Here is a 17,982-nt window from a genome sequence, read left to right on the forward strand (position 1 = left end):
GTCACGAGTATCGCGGCCTGCCGGGTGTCGGTCCCACCGCCCCGCCGCGGCGGACCACGTCCGTGCGTCCACGGGACCGCCGCGCTCCGCGGACGGTCGGTGTCCGGGCGGCACCGTCACGACGCGGCGAGCTCCCCGAGGGTGTCGTACGCCGCCGCGACCGCCTCGACACGGGCACGCCCCGCCGGACCCGCTGCCTCGTAGACGTCGTTCGCGATGGCCGCGACGACGGCGAACATCGCCGACATCGAGTCGAACGCCGACGGCGAGTCGACGGGGCACAGCACCGCGGTGGCGGCGGGCGCGGCGATCACGGCGGCCGTCGGGTCGCCGAGCACCACGACGTCGGCACCGGTCGACACGCAGTGCCGCACGAGCCCGGCCGCCCCGGCCGCGTGCCGCCGGACGGTGACCAGCACGACGAGGTCGCGGCGGTCGAGGTCGGCGACCTCCTCGCCGAGCCGCTGCCCGGGTGCCGGTCCGATCCGGACGTCGGGACGGACCTGCGCGAGCTGCGATCGGAGCTGCATCGCCACGGGGTGCGCCGCACGCTCCCCGAAGACGAGCACCCGGTGCGCCCGGACGATCCGTCGCGCCAACCGGACCCGGTCGGCACGGGCGAGCGAGGCGAACGCGGCGTCGAGGTTGCGGGCCTCGACGGCGCGCTGGTCGACGTGCGCGGCGTCCTCCGCCGCCCACGGCAGCCCGTTGCCGCGTGCCGACATGAGCTCCTGGCGCGCCTCGGCGGCGTCCTGGAAGCCGAGGGACCGGACGAGCCGGGAGACGGTGGCCTTCGAGGTGCCCGACTCGGCCGCCAGCTCGGCCGACGTCCCGACGAGCAGGAGCTCCGGGTCGTGGCGGACCATGGCGGCGACGCGGCGCTCGGCCGGCGACAGGCGGTCCCAGACGGCGTCGACCCGGGCGCGGACGTCCTGCACGGCGGGGCTCACGAGGTGGCCCCGTGGTCGGCGGCGCGCTCGGCGCGGGCACCGGCACCGGCACCGGCACCGGCACCGCGGTCGTCCGCGATCCGCTCGACCGCCACCGCGAGCGCGTCGAGCCCGAGTGCGACGTCGTCCTCCGACACGAACTCGTCCGGGTGGTGGCTGATGCCGTCCGGGTTGCGGAGGAAGAGCATCGCCACGTCGGTGACCAACCCGAGCGACATGGCGTCGTGGCCGGCGCTGGAGAACAGCTCGGCGGGCGCGGACTCCCCCGTCGCGGTGATCCCGGCCCGCACGGCGTCGGTGAGCCGCTCGGCGCAGAACACGGCGGGCGCGCGGTGCACCTCGGTCGGGGTGACGGTGACGCCACGGCGTGCGGCGATCTCGTCGAAGGCGTCGGTGATCGCGTCCCACACGCGGTCCCGGCCCTCGTCGAACTCACCGCGAAGGTCGACCGCGAACCGGGCGAGGCCGGGTACGACGTTCACGGCGCCCGGTTCGACGGTCATCGTGCCGACGGTGCCGACGTGCTGTTCGGCACGACAGATCCGTTCGACGGCGAGCGCCGCCTCGGCAGCGGCGAGCAGCGCGTCGTGACGGCGCTCGTACGGGGTCCCGCCAGCGTGCCGGGCCTCGCCGACGACCTCGACCGAGAACCGTCGGGCGCTCGCGATGCTCGTGACGACGCCGAGCGCCTGCCCGGCCTGCTCGAGCCAGGGGCCCTGCTCGATGTGCGCCTCGAGGTACCCGACGAGCTGCTCGGGCCGGACGGCTGCCTCGCCGACGCGGGCGGGGTCGAGCCCGAAGTCGGTGAACGCCTGGCGCAGCGTGACACCGTCGCCGTCCACGAGGTCCCACCACCCGTCGTCCCAGACCCCGGCGACCGCCGAGGACCCGAGGAGCGCCTTGCCGAACCGGGTGCCCTCCTCGTCGGAGAACGCGATCACCTCGAGCGCGAACGGCAGCGGTCCGCCCTCGACGAGCCGGGCGACCGTGCGGATCGCCATGAGGACCCCGACGACACCGTCGTAGCGCCCGGCGTCGACCACGGTGTCGAGGTGCGAGCCGAGCAGCAGCACGGGTGCGTCCGGCGCGGCGCCCGCGACCCGGCCGTGCAGGTTGCCGGCGGCGTCCTGCCACGTCTCGAGTCCGGCGTCGCGCATCCACCCGGCGACGATCGCGTCGACCTGGGCGTGCTCGGGTGACAGGTACACGCGGGTGATCCGGTCCGGGTCCTGGGACACGGCGGCGAGCGTGTCGCACCAGCGCACGACCGTCGCGGCGTCGGCGAGCGCACGGCGGCTCGCAACCGGCACGGTGGCCGTCCGGGGGCTCACGCGGACACCGCCGGAGCGGCGACCGCCGCCTGCGCCGCCGAGGCGGGCGGGGCGACCGCACCGGTCGGCTCCGGACCGGTCGGCTCCGGGGCGGCGACGACACCCGCGTAGACGTCGAGCGCGGCGTCCACCCCGGCACCCTGCGGTACGGCGTGGCCGGCGCGGCGCAGCGTGTGCTCGAGCGCGGCGAGCGTCGTCACGACGGCGTCCTTCCGCGCGTTGAAGCCCATCGTGCCGATCCGCCACACCCGCCCGTGCAGGGGCCCGAACGAGGTGCCGATCTCGATCCCGTGGTCCTCGAGCATCGCGGTGCGGACGGCGTCGCCCACCACGCCGTCGGGGATCTCGACGGCGACGACGTTGTGCATCTTGTGCGCCTGGTCGCCGAACACCGTGAGGCCGAGCGCCTGGACGCCGGAGGTCATCGCCCGCCCGGCGGTCGCGTGCCGCAGCACCGCGGCGTCCTTGCCCTCCTCGAGCAGGATCCGGGCGCACTCGTTCGCCGCGTAGAGCATCGAGGCGGCCTCGGTGTGGTGGTTCAGCCGCCGCGGCCCCCAGTAGTCGAGGATCATCGCGAGGTCGAGGTAGTTCGACCGGATCGGGTCGTCGGACACGACGTCGTCGGCCTCGCGGATGCCGGCCTCGACGCTGCGACGGCCCTCGACGACGTCGACGGCCCGCGGCGACAGCGTGAGCGGCGCCGAGCCGGACGGCCCGCCGAGGCACTTCTGCAGGCCGGCGGTCGCGGCGTCGATCCCCCACGCGTCGACCTCGAGCGGGTTCCCGCCGACCGAGGCGGTGGCGTCGGTGTACAGCAGCGCGCCGTACCGCTCGCAGATCGCCCCGAGCTCGTCGAGCGGCTGGTTCATCGTGGTGGACGTGTCGCCCTGCACGACCGCGAGCACCTTCGGCCGCACCCGGCGCACGGCGTCCTCGACGACGGACGGCGGGAACACCTGACCCCACTCGGTCTCGATGGTGTGCACCTCGGCGCCGGCGCGCGTGGCGATCTCGACGAGGAGGTGCCCGAAGCGGCCGAACACCGGGACGAGCACGCGGTCCCCCGGTGCCAGCAGGGACACGAGCGCCGCCTCGATGCCGGCGCGGGACGTGCCGTCGACGAGCACCGTCGCCTCGTTCGCGGTCCCGAACACCTGCCGGTACAGCGCCTGCGTCGCGGTCATCGTGCCGGTCATCCACGGGTCGTACTGCCCGACGAGCGGCGTCGCCATCGCGCGGAGCACCCGCGGGTCGGCGTCGATCGGTCCCGGGCCCATCAGGAGTCGGGCAGGCGGGTTCACTGGCTGCGTCATGGTGCCTCCGTTCCGAGAACAACGCTACCGGAACGTTCGTTACGGACGTGTTGCGGGGTGGTGTCCGCGCCGGGTCGGTCGAGCAGCGCCCCGCGGACGGCGGTCACACCGGAGGCGGCGGTCGCGACGAGTTCGCCGCGCAGCCACGTCTCGGTCACCGATCCGAGCGTGCGGTGCCCGGCGAAGGCCGACACCGGGTTGCGGTGCTCGAGCGCCGTGACGTCGACGACGCCCGTGGCGGCGGGGTCGAACACCGCGAGGTGTGCGACGGCACCCTCCGCGATCCGCCCACGGTCGGACAGGCCGACGAGGTCGGCGGGACCGGTCGTGAACCACGGCACGACGGTCTCGAGCGGTATCCCCCGCCGCGACGCCTCGGTCCACACGGCGCGGAACCCGACCTGCAGGCCGGCGATCCCGCCCCAGGCGAGCCCCCAGTCGTCGGTCTTCAGGTCGGCCGTGGACGGCGAGTGGTCGGTCACGACGCACGAGATCGTCCCGTCGAGGAGCCCCTGCCAGAGCGCGTCGCGGTTCGCGTCGTCGCGGATCGGCGGACAGCACTTGTACTCGGTCGCACCGTCCGGGATCGCGTCGGCGGCGAACGCCAGGTAGTGCGGACAGGTCTCGGCGGTGATCCGGACGCCCTCGTCCCTGGCGGCCCGGATCATCGGCAGCGCGCCCGCGTCGGACAGGTGCAGGACGTGCACCCGCGCACCGGTCGCGCGGGCACCGTCGACCACCCGGCCGATCGCCGACCGCTCGGCAGCCGGCGGGCGGGTCGCCAGGAAGTCCTCGTAGCGGCCCCCGAGGGCGTCGTGCGGGACGAGGTGGTCCGGGTCCTCGGCGTGCACGATGAGCAGCGCGTCGATCGACGCGACCTCGGCGATCGCGGCCCGCAGCTGCTCCGGGTCGAGGTGCGGGAACTCGTCGACGCCCGACGGCGCCGTGAAGCACTTGAAGCCGAACACCCCGGCGTCGTGCAGGTCGGCGAGCGCTCCGGCGTTCGCGGGCACCGCGCCGCCCCAGAACCCGACGTCGACCGCCACCCGGCCGTCTGCGCTCGCGCGCTTGACCGTGAGGGCGTCGACGTCGACCGTGGCGGGGATCGAGTTCAGCGGCATGTCGACGATGGTGGTGACCCCGCCGAGCGCGGCGGCGCGGGTCGCCGAGGCGAAGCCCTCCCACTCGGTGCGGCCGGGTTCGTTGACGTGCACGTGCGTGTCGACGAGCCCGGGCAGGAGCACCTGGACGTCCGGCACGGTGCGGTCGGTGACCGCCGCGACCTCGGCGTCGACGGGCAGGACCGCGTCGACGCGTCCGTCCCGGACGACGACCGCAGCCGGTCGGAACGCTCCGTCGACCCACGCCCGGTGCGCGCGCAGCACCAGGTCGGCCGGGAGGCGCGTCACGCCGCCGCCCCGACCGTCGCGCCCGTCGTCCCCGCGCGCTCGAACCCGGCGAGCAGTCCGGCCATCGGCTTGCGCGGCGGCTCGGCGTACTCGCCCCGCTTGCCGGTCCGCAGCCCGAGGCGCACCAGGGACTCGGCCAGCACGGTCGCCGCGGCGACGCCGTCGACGACCGGGGCACCGATCGCACGGGACACCTCGGCGCAGAACGACGCCATGCCCGCGCAGCCGAGGACGACGGCGTCGGCACCACCGGCGACCACGGCCCGGCAGTGCTCGATGACGAGGTCCCGGGCGCCGGACGCCGGGTCGTCGAGCGCGAGGACCGGGACCTCGCACGCGCGCACCTCCGTCACGAGGGACGCGAAGCCGTACCGTCCGGCGAGCTCCCACGCGCGCCCGGTCGTGCGCTCCAGGGTCGTGACCACGCCGAAGCGCCGGCCGAGCATCGCCGCCGCGTGGTACCCGGCCTCGGCGATGCCGACCACCGGCCCGGACGCGAGCTCCCGCGCGGCGTCGAGTCCGGGGTCGCCGAAGCACGCGACGACGTACGCGTCGACGCCCTCCTGCTCACCGCGGGCGACCTGTTCGAGCAGCCCGGGGACCGCGAGCGCCTCCTCGTAGTGGCTCTCGATCGAGGCCGGGCCCATCGTGGGGTGCACGGCCTCGACGACGGTGCCGGGGGCGGCGACCGCCGCCGCTGCGCGGCCGACGGCCGCGGTCATGGCGGCGGTGGTGTTGGGGTTGACGACGCGGATGCGCATCGGGGTCCTTCCGGGGTGGAGCGGTGGAGCGGTGGAGGAGCAGTGGAGCGGGTGGACGGGATCGCGACCAGCGTGGCGGAGGCGACCCGCGCCTCCCGGACCGATCGCGGGTCCTGTGGACGGTGACTGGCGGCACACGGCCTGTGGAGGAACCATCGCGACCGCCGCGACCGTCGCGACCGCCCTGGCGACGAGGCGGGCGACGACCGTCCCGGGCGCCGCCCGCCCTGCGTCAGTCCCGCCCGGCGGCGGCCCCGTGGTCGACGGTCGGGTCGTCCTCGGCGAGCGCGGGCATCTGCGGCGACCGGCGCTCGAGTGCCCAGAACAGGACGAACCCGAGCCCGCAGCCGACGAACCAGCTGTAGTTGCTCAGCCAGGGCAGCACGCCCGTCGCCGGCGGCAGCACCGCGCACGCGACCGACAGGGCCCCGGCGACGACGAGCGTCCAGACGGCGTTCGGGTTCCACCCGCCGCGGTACCAGTACCGGCCGGTGGTCGACCGCGTGTACATGTCGTCGACCGCGACGCGCTGCTTCGCGACCACGTAGTACCCGGCGATGAGGATGCCGAACAGCGGGCCGATCAGGGCCCCGAGGATGCCGAGCGTGTAGAGGATGGCCTGGTCGTTGCCGTACCAGTTCCACGGCGTCAGGAGCACCGACCCCACGGCCGCGATCATGCCGCCCGTCCGCCAGCTGATCCGGCGCGGGGACACGTTCGAGAAGTCGAACGCGGGGCTGATGAAGTTCGCGACGATGTTGATGCCGACCGTGGCGGTGACGAACGTCAGGCCGCCGAGCAGGATCGCGAACGGCGCGTCGATCGCCTGCACGGTCTGGATCGGGTCGGTGATGAGCTTGCCGAACACCGGGACGGTCGCGCTCGCGCACAGCACCGTGAGCACCGAGAAGAACAGGAAGTTGACCGGGAGGCCCCAGAAGTTGCCGCGCTTCACGGCCCGGAACGAACGGCCGTACCGCGAGAAGTCGCCGAAGTTCAGCATCGGACCGGAGAAGTAGCTCACGACGATCGCGACCGCCGACAGCATCACCGGGATCGAGTCGCCGAACGACATCGGGGCGCCGGTGTGCAGCGTGAGCGAGATGTTGCCGATGCCGGCCCGGGCGACCAGGTACACGGCGAGCGCGATCATCACGACGTAGACGGCGGGGCCGGCCCAGTCGATGAAGCGCTTGATCGCCTCCATGCCCATCGAGAACAGCGCGGCCTGCGCGACCCAGAGGATCGCGTACGAGATCCAGCCGAGCGCGGAGAGCCCGAGGAACGACGGCTCGAGCAGCCCTGCCGCCCCGGGCACGAACTTCAGGAACACGATGTTCAGCGACTGCGCCGCGAGGAACGTCTGCACGCCGTACCAGGCCATCGCGATGAGCCCGCGGATGACGGCCGGCACGTTCGCCCCGAGGACCCCGAACACCGCGCGGTTGATCACCGGGTACGGCACACCGGTGCGCTGGGAGGGCTTCGCGACGAGGTTCGCGAACACCTGCACGACCAGGATGCCGACCACGAGGGCGACGAGGACCTGCCAGCTCGCGATCCCGAGGGCGAAGAGCGACCCGGCGGTGACGTACCCGCCGACCGAGTGCACGTCGGACATCCAGAACGCGAAGATGTTGTAGCTCGTCCAGCGCTGTTCGCGCAGCGGGGCGAGGTCCTCGTTGGTGAGCGACGGGTCGTACCCGGGCTTGACGACGCCGGCGCCCGCACGGGCGGTCGGCGTCGGGGTGGGGGCGTGGGGCGCGGCGACCGGGGTCGCGATCTCTGTGACCAAGGCGTCCTCCGTGGGAGTGGCGGCGGGGGTGGGTCCCCGCTCGAGGACGAAGCTATTGAGGCTCCCGACACCGCCCGTTTCCCTCGTGTAACGGTCGTGTGTCGCGTCGTCCGGTCTGGAACGCCCGTTCCGACCGGTCCCCGGTCCGCCGCGCCTGAGCGGGGCCACAGCCTCTGCGGCTTGCCGCACCGATGGCGCAGCCGGGGTCCCGGGACGGTCCGGTCCCGCTCCCCGGTGGGGATCATCGGGGGATGACCAGGGGCATCAGGATCGACCACGTCGGCGTCACCGTGCCCGACGTCGACGCCGCGACCGCGTTCTTCGTGGCGGCCTTCGACGCCGTCGTCCTGTACGACGTCCGGTCGCGCTGGGAACCGGTCAACGGCACCCCGGAGGCGCACCGCTACCTCGGCATCCCGTCGTCGATGGCGCAGGGGGCGATCCGGATGCTCGCGTTCCCGGAGGGTCCCGGCCTCGAGCTGTTCGAGTACGCCGGTCCCGAGCAGCGCGACGCCGCGGCCCCGTCCGACCTCGGCTGGCAGCACCTCGCCCTGTACGCCGACGACCTCGACGCCGCGCTCGCACGGGTCGAGGCCGCGGGCGGCGTCCGGAACGCCGACCCCCGACCGCTGCGCGGCGTGGAGGCCGGCGAGGGCAACCGCTTCGTGTACACCCGCACCCCGTGGGGGTCGACGCTCGAACTGGTCACCTACCCGACGCCGCAGCCGTACCTGCTGCACGCACCGCGCCCGAAGTGGGCGCCGTGGCCGGACGTCGACCAGGTCCGGTTGCTCAGCCCGGCCCCCTGACACCTGCCCTGCCGTCGACGGCGACGGGCTCCGTCCGGCGGGACGCGGTCGGTCCACCCGAGACGCGCGCCGACTCGCGGGGCGGACAGACGGACGGGAGGCCCGGATCACCGCAGCCCGTCCGCTGCGGTGGTCCGGGCCTCCCGTCCGACCTCCGGGGTGCGCCCGTCAGAACGCGTGCGTCCCGAGCAGCGCGCCCGCCGCGTAGGTCGCGGCGAGCGCGAGCGCGCCGCCCACGAGCACCCGCGCGGCCGCACGACCGCGGCGTGCGCCGCCGAGCGTCGCGCCGGTCGTGCCGGTCACCGCGAGTGCGACGAGCACGGCGACGACCGTGACGGGGACGCGGAGGCCCTCGGGGGCGAGCAGCAGCGCGACGAACGGCAGCAGGGCGCCCACCGTGAAGGTCGCCGCGGAGACCCAGGCCGCACGCCACGGGCTGACGACCTCGTCCTCGGCGTCGCGCAGGGCGGCGGCGGCCCGACGTCGACGGACCTCGGGCCGCGTCAGTTCGCGTGCCACCGCGTCGGCCACCGAGTCGTCGACGCCGAGCGACCGGTAGTGCGCGGCCAGGGTGGGTGCGTCCTCGGCGTCGGCCTCGAGCTGGGCCTGCTGCGCCGCCTGGCCGGTGCGCTGCGCGTCGCGCGCTCCGCTGACCGAGACGTACTCGCCGAGCGCCATCGACACGGCACCGCCCACGAGCGCTGCGGTGCCGGCGGCGACGACCGGACCGGTGCTCGCCCCGGCACCCGCGACCCCGACGAGGACGGCGGCGACCGAGACGATGCCGTCGTTGGCGCCGAGCAGCCCGGCGCGGAGCCAGTTGAGGCGGGCGGCGCTCGCGGCGTCGTCGTGCTCGGAGACGGGGAGCGAGAGGTCCGTTGCGGTCGACATGTCGGCCATCGAACCACCGTCCGGTGGATCGCGCCAGCAAGGGAAGGCTGCCCTGACCGGGGGTTTCCTGGTGAGGTTCGCCTTACCTGACCGGCTCGGGTCCGGTCCGCCAGACCCGGGTCGGACGGCCGCTCAGGGGGTGCGGGAACGGCGGGCCGACGGGCGCGAACCCGGCGCTGCGGTAGAGCGCGACCGCGGGGGCGTTGTCGTCGAGGGCGTGCAGCTCGCAGCGGTCGTGGCCGGCCGCTGCGGCTGCCTCGACGGCGGCGGCGAGCAGGCGTCGGCCGAGGCCGTGCCCCTGCGCGTGCGGCGCGACGGCGAGCAGGCTGAGGTACGCGGCGTCGCTCGCCGGGCCGCCACCGGTACCGGGGGCCGACACGAGGGCGAAGCCAGCGACCGGCGCCGTGCCGTCACGGGTGCCGTCGGGGCGCGGGCCCGCGTCGGCGACGACCAGGGCGACGCGGTCCGCGGCGAACTTGTCGCGGGCACGCTCCCGCACCGCGTCCGACGGCGGTTGCCCGTCCCGTGCTGCCACGGCGGCGACCCAGAGCTCGATGCAGGCCACCGCGGTCGTCTGGTCGTCCGCGGTCCGCACGACGAAGGACGACCCGATCACCGTTCCACCCTACGCCGGGCCACCCCGCCGACCGGGTCAGGTGGTCGCGCGGGCGCCGACGCGGTACCCGGCACCCCGGTGCTCCTCGGGCAGCCGGTCCCCGCGGCCGTGCAGCTTGTGCCGGAGCGACCCCGGCGTGTAGCCCTCGGGGTAGGCGCCGCGTGCGCGGAGCTCCGGGACGACGAACTCGATGACGTCCTCCCACGTGCCCGGGGTCACCGCGTAGGCCAGGTTGAACCCGTCGACGTCGGTCTGCGCCTGGATGTCGAGCAACTGCTCGGCGATGGTCGCTCCCCCGCCGACGGCCACCGGACCGAGCCCACCGATCGCGGTGTGCCGGGCGAGGTCGCGGATCGTCCACGCGGTGCCGTCCTCGCCCGTGGCGGCGGAGATGTTCGCCGCCGCGGACTGGATCGCGTTCGACTCGACGTCGCCGAGCGGCTCGTCGAGGTCCCACTGCGACAGGTCGACGCCCATCCAGCCGGAGTTCAGCACGAGCGCGCCGAGCTCGGAGGCGTACGACAGGTAGTCCTCGTACTTCGCCTGGGCGGCCTCGTCGGTCGCGTCGGTGATCACGGTCAGGAGTGTGTAGATCTTCGCGGCGTACCGGTCGCGCCCGGCGGCCTCGAGCGCGTCCCGGATCCTGCGCACGGTCGCGGCGAGCTGCGGCAGCGTCGGCGCCCCGACGAAGATCGCCTCGGCGTGGTCGGCGGCGAACGCGATGCCGCGCGGCGATGCGCCCGCCTGGTAGATCACCGGGGTGCGCTGCACCGACGGCTCGGACAGGTGGATGCCCGGGACGTCGAAGTGCCGGCCGTGGTGCTCGATCGGGTGCACCTTCGCCGGGTCGGTGAAGACGCCGGACGCGCGGTCCTCGACCACGGCGTCGTCCTCCCACGACCCCTCCCACAGCTTGTAGAGGACCTCGAGGTACTCGTCCGCGACGTCGTAGCGGTCGTCGTGGCCGAGCTGGTCCGTCTGCCCCATGTTCCGTGCGGCGCTCGGCAGGTAGCCCGTGACGACGTTCCAGCCGACGCGGCCCTTCGTCAGGTGGTCGAGCGTCGACACACGGCGCGCGAACGGGTAGGGGTGCTCGTAGGCGGTGCCCGCGGTGATGCCGAAGCCGAGGTGCTCGGTGACCGAGGCCATCGCGGACACCAGCAGGATCGGGTCGTTCACCGGCACCTGGGACCCGGTCCGCAGCGCGGCCTCGTTCGAGCCGCCGTACACGTCGTAGGTCCCGAGCACGTCGGCGATGAAGATCCCGTCGAAGGCCCCGGCCTCGAGCGTGCGGGCCAGGTCCGTCCAGTACGACAGGTCCCGGTAGCTGCGGGAGCGGTCGCGGGGGTGGCGCCACAGCCCGGAGGACTGGTGCGCGACGCAGTTCATGTCGAACGCGTTGAAGCGGATCTGCCGGGGCGCGGGCTCGTTCGTCGGGGTCACGCCGCGACCGTACGACGCCCGGGACGGTCCGGTCACGGACGGTGACGATCCGTGACGCACCGCGACGCCGTGTGACACGACCGGCGGCGGACCCGACCTGGCACGATGGCGACATGCCCGTCGTCGAGTCGCGCGTCACCGTCCCCGTCCCGGTCGAGGTCGCGTTCGCGGTGTCGCAGACCCAGGGCGCGACCCGGAAGCGCTGGGACCCGTTCATCCGCCGCCAGCACCTGATCGACGCGACCGTGCCCGCGAAGGGCGTCCGGACGTACACGGTGCAGCGGTTCGGGCTCGCGATGGAGAGCGAGTACGTGTCGTACAACCCGCCGTCGAACGTCGGGATGAAGATGACGAAGGGCTCGTGGTTCTTCGAGAAGATGGGCGGCGGCTGGCGCTTCACCCCCGTCCCCGACCGGCCGGACCACACGCTCGCGGTCTGGCGCTACAACTTCACGTGCCGCCCGGCCTGGCTCGCGCCGATCGCCGAACGGATCGGCACGGTCGTGCTGCAGCGGGACATCGACCGCCGGATCCGGGGGTTCGCCGCGGGCTGCGTGGACCCCGTCGTGCTCGCCGCGATCGACGTCTGACCGCGGGCCGGCGTCAGCGGGCGAGCGCCTGCTGCGCCGCCGTCTCGGCCGCGACCCACGCGAGCATCCCGCACTTCACGCGCATCACGAACTTCGAGACGCCGTGGAACGCCACGAGGTCCTCGAGCACGTCCTCGTCGGGCTCCCCCGCGCCGCGCGACCGCATCATCTCGCGGAACGCCTCGGTGAGCGCGAGGAGCTCGGGAACCGTCCGGCCGACGGCCATGTCGGTCAGCACCGAGGCCGACGCCATCGAGATCGAGCACCCGTCGCCCTCCCACGCGAGCGCGGCGATCCGGTCCGTGCCCGGTTCGAGCCGCACCCGCACGGTGATCTCGTCGCCGCACGTGGGGTTCCGCTCGAAGTGCTCGGCATCGGCGTCGGTGAGCGGCCCGTGGCCGTGCCGCGCCCTCGCGTGGTCGAGGATGACCTGCTGGTAGAGCGCGTCGAGGGAGCTCATGCGCGGTCCTCCCCGGTGGTGCCGGCCGCGGGGAGTGCCGCGTCGTCCGCCCCGAAGTAGCCCCGCACCTCGGCCACGGCCCGGACGAAGCGGTCGACGTCCTCGTCGGTCGTGTACACGTACGTGCTCGCCCGGCTCGTCGCGGTCAGGCCGAGTCGGCGGTGCAGCGGCTGGGCGCAGTGGTGGCCCGACCGCACCGCGATGCCCTGCGCGTCGAGGTACTGGGAGACGTCGTGCGCGTGCACGCCCGCGACGTCGAACGCGACGAGCCCGGACCGGGGCACCCCGACGGGCGGCCCGACCACGCGGACACCGGGGACCGTCGCGAGCCCCTCGAGCATGCGCTGCGCCAGGGCCTCCTCGTGGTCGCGGACCCGGTCGGTGCCGATGCGCTCGAGGTAGCGGACCGCCTCGGCGAGCGCGACCGCCTGCGACACGGGCTGCGTGCCGGCCTCGAAGCGCTCGGGGGCGGGCAGGTAGTCCGACGACTCCATCGTGACGGTCGTGATCATCGAGCCGCCCGTGCGGAACGGCGGCAGGGCGTCGAGGAGCTCGCGCCGGCCCCACAGCACGCCGATGCCGTTCGGGCCGAGCATCTTGTGCCCGGAGAACGCGGCGAAGTCGAGGTCGAGCGCGCGGACGTCGAGCGGACGGTGCGGTGCGGACTGGCAGGCGTCGAGGACCACGAGGGCGCCGTGCTCGTGCGCGGCGGCGACGACCTCGGCGACCGGGGCGACCATGCCGGTCACGTTCGACACGTGCGCGAAGGCGACGACCCGGGTGCGCTCCCCGATCATCCCGACCATGTCGTCGGCGGTCCAGGTGCCGTCGTCGGCGACGGGCACCCAGCGCAGGGTCGCACCGGTGGTGGCGGCGAGCTCCTGCCACGGCACGAGGTTGGCGTGGTGCTCGGCCTCGGTGACGAGCAGCTCGTCGCCGGGTCCGATGCGGAAGCGCTCGGCGGCCGCTCCCCCGCGGCCGTGGCTGGCGTTGGCGATGCCGTACGCCACGAGGTTCAGCGCGTCGGTCGCGTTGGCGGTCCAGACGACCTCGGACGGGCTCGACGCCCCGACGAAGCGGGCGACGGTGGCACGGGCGTCCTCGTAGGCGTCGGTCGCCAGGGCCGCGAGCGTGTGGGCACCGCGGTGCACGGCGGCGTTGTCGCGCTCGAGGAACCGGCGCTCGGCGTCGAGGACCTGCACGGGCCGCTCGGCGGTGGCCCCGGAGTCGAGGTACGCGAGCGGGGCGCCGTTGACCTCCTGGTGCAGGATCGGGAAGTCCCGGCGGATCGCCTCGACCTCGGCGGCGGTCAGTGGCCGGGTCGGCACGTGCGGAGCGGGGGCGTCGGTCACCACACAATCGTGGTCCCCGACGGCCCCCCGCGTCCAATCGCCCAGAGCGGACACCGACCGCGCGACCGGTCCCCGCGCGGACGGCCTACTGGTTGCCGATGTGCTCGTCCGCGGTGTCGCGGGCGCCGTCGATCTTGTCGTCGTACTTGCCCCCGGTGGCCTTCTTGACCGCGTCGGCGACCCCGTCGAGTACCTTGTCGCTGATGCCCTCGGCCTTCTCGCTCTTCAGGGCGTCCTGCACCTTGCCGTCCTGCAGGAACTGCTGTGCCTTCTTGGTGATGTCGTCGAACCCGGCCATCGTGCCCTCCTCGTCGTGCGGCGGAGCGGTGCACCCCGCGCTGTCGCCGATGCTAGGCCGACCGCCCCCGCGACGTCCGCGTCGGACAGAGCGGCCCCACGACGACCGCGTCGGGCCGACCGACCCACGACGCCCGCGTCGGGCCGACCGCCCCCGCGACGTCCGGCGGTCCCGCACCACGGAGCGTCAAGTCATCTGCGCGCTGCGCCGCCGGGCGAGCAGGTACCCGACCGCGACCGAGCCGGCGACCGCGAGCATGGACGGCACGAGGACGTCCGTGCCCTCCTGGGTGAACTCCACGACGAGCACGAGCGCGGTGAACGGTGCCCGCATCGTCGTGGCGAGGAACGCCGCCGCCCCGACGAACGCGAAGGACACGAGCGTCGAGCCGTCCGCGGGCCAGAGCAGCACCCACGCACCGCCGAGGGCCGCACCGACCGCCGAGCCGATCGCGATCGACGGGGTGAGCGTCCCGCCCACGGCACCGGCGCCGATGGTCGCCGAGGTCGTGATGGTGCGGAGCACGGCGAGGAGGAGCAGGAACACGATCGGGCCGACCCCGGCGAAGTCGGGCGCACTCGTCGTCGCGTTCATCGCGACGAGCCCGAGCGCGCGTCCGTTGCCGAGGATGTCGGGGAACGGCACGGCGATGAGGCCGACCATCGCGAAGACGACCGGCAGCACGACGAGCAGGTGCCACCCCTTCGGCGCGGTCGCCTGCAACCGGTTCGTGAGCTTCACGAACCCGACCCCGGCGAAGCCCAGGAGCGGGCCGACGACCACCGCCCACACGAGCAGCGACGGCGACAGGTGCGTGGCCGGCACGTGGTAGAGCACCTCGTCGGGGATCACGAGCCGGGCGGTCACCGCGGCGATCGCGCTCGTGGCGAAGGCGGGCAGCGCGGTGGCGAAGGTGAGCTCGCCGAGCAGCACCTCGACCGCGAAGAGCGCGCCGCCGAGCGGGACGTCGTAGACGGCGGCGAGACCGGCCGCGGCACCGCACGCGACGAGGATCTTCCGCTCGCGGTCGGTCAGCCCGGCCTTGACGGTGACGACCTGGGCGAGCCACGCCCCGACCTCGCGCGGGGCGACCTCCTTGCCGATCGAGGCGCCGAGCCCGACCGCGAGGATCTGCACGCCCGCGTTCGCGAGGGTCGCCAGCGCCGGCATCCGCTTCCCGCCCACGGCGGCGGGCACGGAGACGACCGGTCGCCCCCAGCGCCGGAGCGCCCACCAGGCCACGCCTGTGAGGACACCGGCGGCGGCGAGCGCGAGGAACCGGTTCCACCCGGACGGCGCATCGGCCGCCTCGAGGTGTCCGCCGAACGGGTACCCGAACGCGACGAACTGGATGAGCTGCAGCGCCAGCCAGACCGTGATGCCGGCGACGCCGCCCGCCAGGCCGACGAGGGCGGTCACCACCGCGAGCTTGACGGCCCAGACCGGCGTGGACGTGCGTGTCGCGGTTCCGGTCTGCGGCATGCCGGGAAGCCTACCGGCCCGCCGGGGGTCGCCGGGGGCGACCGCGTCACGGACGGGAGGCGCGGCGCGGGCCCGCCACGCGCCTCCCGTCCGCCCCACGGGGACGACGGGAGGGACGGGGCGGGCCCGGCACGCGCCTCCCGTCCGCCCCGCGGGGACGACGGGAGGGACGGGGTGGGCCCGGCACGCGCCTCCCGTCCGCCCCGTCGCGGTCAGACGGCCGTGACGTGGAACGGCACCACGCAGTCGGCCGGCAGCAGCGGCACCTGCAGTCCGACGGTCTGCAGCACGCGTCCGGTGGCCGTGCGGTCGCCGCTCCACCACGCCGGCGGCGTGACCAGGTGGGCGTCGCCGAGGACGACCGGGTCGACGCGGTACCGCGTGTCCGGGTCGAGGTCGCGGAACAGCATCGGGCCGGTGCCCGACACCTCGGACCGGCCGACGCTCGCGAGGAAGAACACGGCCTCCCGCCGGTCGGGTGCGACGACGCCGTACACGCGGCGGGTCGGGTCGACCTCGTCGACACGGACGAGGTCCCCGCCGTGCAGCAGGGCGCGCCACCGCTGGTGCAGGGCGATCCACTCGGCGAGCACGGCTTCCTCGTCCGGGGTCGCGAGGGTCAGGTCCCACTCGATGCCGAAGTGCCCGACGAGCGCGGTCCCGGCGCGGAACGACACGTCGTGGACGCGTCCGGTCGTGTGGTTCCGGCCGCTCGCGACGTGGGCGCCGAGGAGCTCGGGCGGGAGCAGCTGCTGCGTCCAGCGGTGCATCTCCTGACGCTCGGCCGGGTCGATGTCGTCGGACACCCAGACCCGGTCGGTGTGCTCGAGCACGCCGAGGTCGACGCGCGAGCCGCCCGACGAGCACGACTCGATCTCGAGCGCCGGGAACCGCTCCTTGAGCGTCGCCATCAACCGGTACGTCGCCAGGGTCTGCTCGTGCACGGCGGCACCGCCCCCGGGGTGGCCGGCCTCGACGAGGTCGCGGTTGTGGTCCCACTTGACGTAGTCGACGCCGTACTCCCCGATCACGGCCGTCATCCGCTCGAGCACGTACGCGAAGGCCTCGGGGATCGCGAGGTTGAGCACCTGCTGGTCGCGGGAGCGCACCGGCAGGCGACCGTCGGCCTGCATGATCCACTCGGGGTGCGCGCGGGCGAGGTCGCTGTCCTCGTTCACCATCTCCGGCTCGAACCACAGCCCGAACTGCATGCCGAGCGCACGGACGCGGTCGACGATCGGCCCGAGGCCGTCGGGCCAGACGTCCTCGTCGACGTACCAGTCACCGAGCCCGGCGTGGTCGTCGCGGCGGTGCCGGAACCAGCCGTCGTCGAGCACGTACCGCTCGACCCCGAGTCGTGCGGCGCGCTCGGCGAGGTCGGTCAGCCGGGCCAGGTCGTGGTCGAAGTACACGGCCTCCCAGACGTTGATCGTGACCGGGCGCGGCGAGGTCGGGTGCTGCGGGCGGCTCCGGAGCCAGCGGTGGAACCGGCGCGCCTGGTCGTCGAGGCCGTCGCCGTAGGCGCCGTACACCCAGGGGCCCTCGTAGGTCCCGCCCGGTGCGAGCCGCACCTCGCCGGGCAGGAGCAGTTCGCCGCCGCCGACGACCTGGCGCCCGGTCGCGAGGCGCTCCGCGAGGTGGCGGTGGTTGCCGCTCCACGCGGTGTGCACGCCCCAGACCTCGCCGCGGGCGAAGCCGAAGCCGGGCTCGCCGACGCTCAGGACGGTCGCGGCGTCGGAGCCCGTGCGGCCCTTGCGGTTGTCGCGCTCGTGCGTCCCGACGACCAGGGCCCGGCGCTGCGGCGTGCGCTCCTTGCCCCAGCGGCCGGCGAAGTCGAGGACCTCGCGGGCGCGGGGCGGGACGGGCAGCGCGACCGTGAGGTCCTCGACCGTGTAGACACCCTCGCCCGTGTTCGTCACGGCTGCACGCGCGCGGACGAGTCCGGAGACGAGCACCTCGACCGTGACCCGCACGGCGAGCCCGGCGGTCCGGTCCTCGGCGTCGGCGACGACCGCGGTGTCCGTGACCTCGAGCGCCGTGACCGTGAACGCGGGCGACCAGTCCCGACCGTCCCGGTGCCCGGAGAGTCCGGGGCGTCCGGTCCAGCCGCGGTGCGGCTCCGGCAGCACGGCGAGGCGCACCGGCACGTCCATCTCGTTCGGGGCGACCGGCATCACGTCGGCCGCGGCCATCGCTGCGAGCGCGGTGTCGTCGAGGTCACCGAGTGCCGCACCCCAGTGCAGGACGGCGGGCAGGGCGGCGTCGCGGCAGTCGAGCACGAGGGACACGCCCCCTGCGGTCAGGTGGACGATCCCCGAGGTCGGCGCGGGGGTGGTGTCGGTGGGCATCGTTGCTCCTGTCGGCGGCGGTGACAGGACGAGCCTCGCCGGTCTGGGAGCGCTCCCGCAACCCGACGCGCCAACGCGACGGGAACCGCGGCGCCCGCACGGGAACCGTGGCGCCCGGTCAGGGATGGCGGTGC

16 protein-coding genes are annotated in these 17,982 nt (G+C 74.5%); 2 read left to right on the forward strand and 14 right to left on the reverse strand.

Features of this window, described 5'->3' with window-relative positions:
- Positions 1-116: 116 nt before the first annotated feature.
- From QOL15_RS12065 to QOL15_RS12090, 6 genes are all read right to left on the reverse strand, one after another.
- A complete protein-coding gene (locus QOL15_RS12065; RefSeq protein WP_065962327.1) occupies positions 117-950 on the reverse strand; it encodes a MurR/RpiR family transcriptional regulator in 834 nt (277 codons plus the stop codon).
- Positions 947-2,281: an allantoate amidohydrolase gene (locus QOL15_RS12070; protein ID WP_083393818.1), complete on the reverse strand. Its 1,335-nt coding sequence runs from the start codon at positions 2,279-2,281 to the stop codon at positions 947-949. The genes QOL15_RS12065 and QOL15_RS12070 overlap by 4 nt, the downstream gene beginning before the upstream one ends.
- On the reverse strand, positions 2,278-3,594 hold the full coding sequence (locus tag QOL15_RS12075) for an alanine--glyoxylate aminotransferase family protein (protein WP_071245588.1): 1,317 nt from the start codon (positions 3,592-3,594) through the stop codon (positions 2,278-2,280). Before QOL15_RS12075 ends, QOL15_RS12070 begins: the two co-directional genes overlap by 4 nt.
- The gene (gene allB / locus QOL15_RS12080; RefSeq protein WP_071245586.1) at positions 3,591-5,003 is read right to left on the reverse strand and encodes an allantoinase AllB; all 1,413 of its coding nucleotides are present in this window, start codon (positions 5,001-5,003) and stop codon (positions 3,591-3,593) included. The genes QOL15_RS12075 and allB overlap by 4 nt, the downstream gene beginning before the upstream one ends.
- Positions 5,000-5,764, reverse strand: coding sequence for an aspartate/glutamate racemase family protein (locus tag QOL15_RS12085; RefSeq protein WP_065962321.1), 765 nt, complete (start codon positions 5,762-5,764; stop codon positions 5,000-5,002). The genes allB and QOL15_RS12085 overlap by 4 nt, the downstream gene beginning before the upstream one ends.
- A gap of 232 nt (positions 5,765-5,996) precedes the next feature.
- Positions 5,997-7,559 (reverse strand): NCS1 family nucleobase:cation symporter-1, encoded by a 1,563-nt coding sequence (locus QOL15_RS12090; protein ID WP_083393816.1) that lies wholly within the window; start codon positions 7,557-7,559, stop codon positions 5,997-5,999.
- 251 nt (positions 7,560-7,810) lie between these two features.
- On the opposite strand from QOL15_RS12090, the gene QOL15_RS12095 reads away from it, so the two are divergent.
- A complete protein-coding gene (locus tag QOL15_RS12095) occupies positions 7,811-8,368 on the forward strand; it encodes a VOC family protein (protein ID WP_065962320.1) in 558 nt (185 codons plus the stop codon).
- A 168-nt stretch (positions 8,369-8,536) separates the two neighbouring features.
- Here the strand turns inward: QOL15_RS12095 and QOL15_RS12100 are convergent, their stop codons facing one another.
- From QOL15_RS12100 to QOL15_RS12110, 3 genes are all read right to left on the reverse strand, one after another.
- Positions 8,537-9,259, reverse strand: a complete 723-nt coding sequence (locus QOL15_RS12100; protein WP_139197281.1) for a VIT1/CCC1 transporter family protein — start codon at positions 9,257-9,259, stop codon at positions 8,537-8,539.
- 82 nt (positions 9,260-9,341) lie between these two features.
- Positions 9,342-9,875, reverse strand: a complete 534-nt coding sequence (locus QOL15_RS12105; protein WP_071245584.1) for an N-acetyltransferase — start codon at positions 9,873-9,875, stop codon at positions 9,342-9,344.
- A 36-nt stretch (positions 9,876-9,911) separates the two neighbouring features.
- Complete coding sequence (locus QOL15_RS12110; RefSeq protein ID WP_302847145.1) at positions 9,912-11,318, reverse strand: LLM class flavin-dependent oxidoreductase; 1,407 nt, start codon at positions 11,316-11,318, stop codon at positions 9,912-9,914.
- Positions 11,319-11,431: 113 nt separating this feature from the next.
- On the opposite strand from QOL15_RS12110, the gene QOL15_RS12115 reads away from it, so the two are divergent.
- Positions 11,432-11,908, forward strand: a complete 477-nt coding sequence (locus QOL15_RS12115) for an SRPBCC family protein (RefSeq protein WP_071245582.1) — start codon at positions 11,432-11,434, stop codon at positions 11,906-11,908.
- Between the two features lie 13 nt (positions 11,909-11,921).
- On the opposite strand, the gene sufU is transcribed toward QOL15_RS12115, so the two are convergent.
- The 5 genes from sufU to QOL15_RS12140 form a co-directional block, all read right to left on the reverse strand.
- The gene (sufU, locus tag QOL15_RS12120) at positions 11,922-12,368 is read right to left on the reverse strand and encodes a Fe-S cluster assembly sulfur transfer protein SufU (protein WP_071245580.1); all 447 of its coding nucleotides are present in this window, start codon (positions 12,366-12,368) and stop codon (positions 11,922-11,924) included.
- A complete protein-coding gene (locus QOL15_RS12125; protein ID WP_254784067.1) occupies positions 12,365-13,720 on the reverse strand; it encodes a SufS family cysteine desulfurase in 1,356 nt (451 codons plus the stop codon). The genes sufU and QOL15_RS12125 overlap by 4 nt, the downstream gene beginning before the upstream one ends.
- Before the next feature lie 85 nt (positions 13,721-13,805).
- On the reverse strand, positions 13,806-14,018 hold the full coding sequence (locus QOL15_RS12130; RefSeq protein WP_065962308.1) for an antitoxin: 213 nt from the start codon (positions 14,016-14,018) through the stop codon (positions 13,806-13,808).
- A 186-nt stretch (positions 14,019-14,204) separates the two neighbouring features.
- The gene (locus QOL15_RS12135; RefSeq protein ID WP_065962306.1) at positions 14,205-15,500 is read right to left on the reverse strand and encodes a chloride channel protein; all 1,296 of its coding nucleotides are present in this window, start codon (positions 15,498-15,500) and stop codon (positions 14,205-14,207) included.
- Positions 15,501-15,712: 212 nt separating this feature from the next.
- Positions 15,713-17,848: an alpha-galactosidase gene (locus tag QOL15_RS12140; protein WP_071245579.1), complete on the reverse strand. Its 2,136-nt coding sequence runs from the start codon at positions 17,846-17,848 to the stop codon at positions 15,713-15,715.
- Positions 17,849-17,982 lie beyond the last annotated feature (134 nt).

Source organism: Curtobacterium sp. MCBA15_012, from assembly GCF_001864935.2.
Lineage (GTDB): Bacteria > Actinomycetota > Actinomycetes > Actinomycetales > Microbacteriaceae > Curtobacterium.

What these genes read in the sequence shown, in the direction of transcription:
- QOL15_RS12075 (WP_071245588.1), bottom strand. Translation starts at nt 3,594, where the DNA reads ATGACGCAGCCAGTGAACCCGCCTGCCCGACTCCTGATGGGCCCGGGA.
- QOL15_RS12085 (WP_065962321.1), bottom strand. Translation starts at nt 5,764, where the DNA reads ATGCGCATCCGCGTCGTCAACCCCAACACCACCGCCGCCATGACCGCG.
- QOL15_RS12095 (WP_065962320.1), top strand. Translation starts at nt 7,811, where the DNA reads ATGACCAGGGGCATCAGGATCGACCACGTCGGCGTCACCGTGCCCGAC.
- QOL15_RS12100 (WP_139197281.1), bottom strand. Translation starts at nt 9,259, where the DNA reads ATGTCGACCGCAACGGACCTCTCGCTCCCCGTCTCCGAGCACGACGAC.
- QOL15_RS12115 (WP_071245582.1), top strand. Translation starts at nt 11,432, where the DNA reads ATGCCCGTCGTCGAGTCGCGCGTCACCGTCCCCGTCCCGGTCGAGGTC.
- sufU (WP_071245580.1), bottom strand. Translation starts at nt 12,368, where the DNA reads ATGAGCTCCCTCGACGCGCTCTACCAGCAGGTCATCCTCGACCACGCG.
- QOL15_RS12130 (WP_065962308.1), bottom strand. Translation starts at nt 14,018, where the DNA reads ATGGCCGGGTTCGACGACATCACCAAGAAGGCACAGCAGTTCCTGCAG.
- QOL15_RS12135 (WP_065962306.1), bottom strand. Translation starts at nt 15,500, where the DNA reads ATGCCGCAGACCGGAACCGCGACACGCACGTCCACGCCGGTCTGGGCC.
- QOL15_RS12140 (WP_071245579.1), bottom strand. Translation starts at nt 17,848, where the DNA reads ATGCCCACCGACACCACCCCCGCGCCGACCTCGGGGATCGTCCACCTG.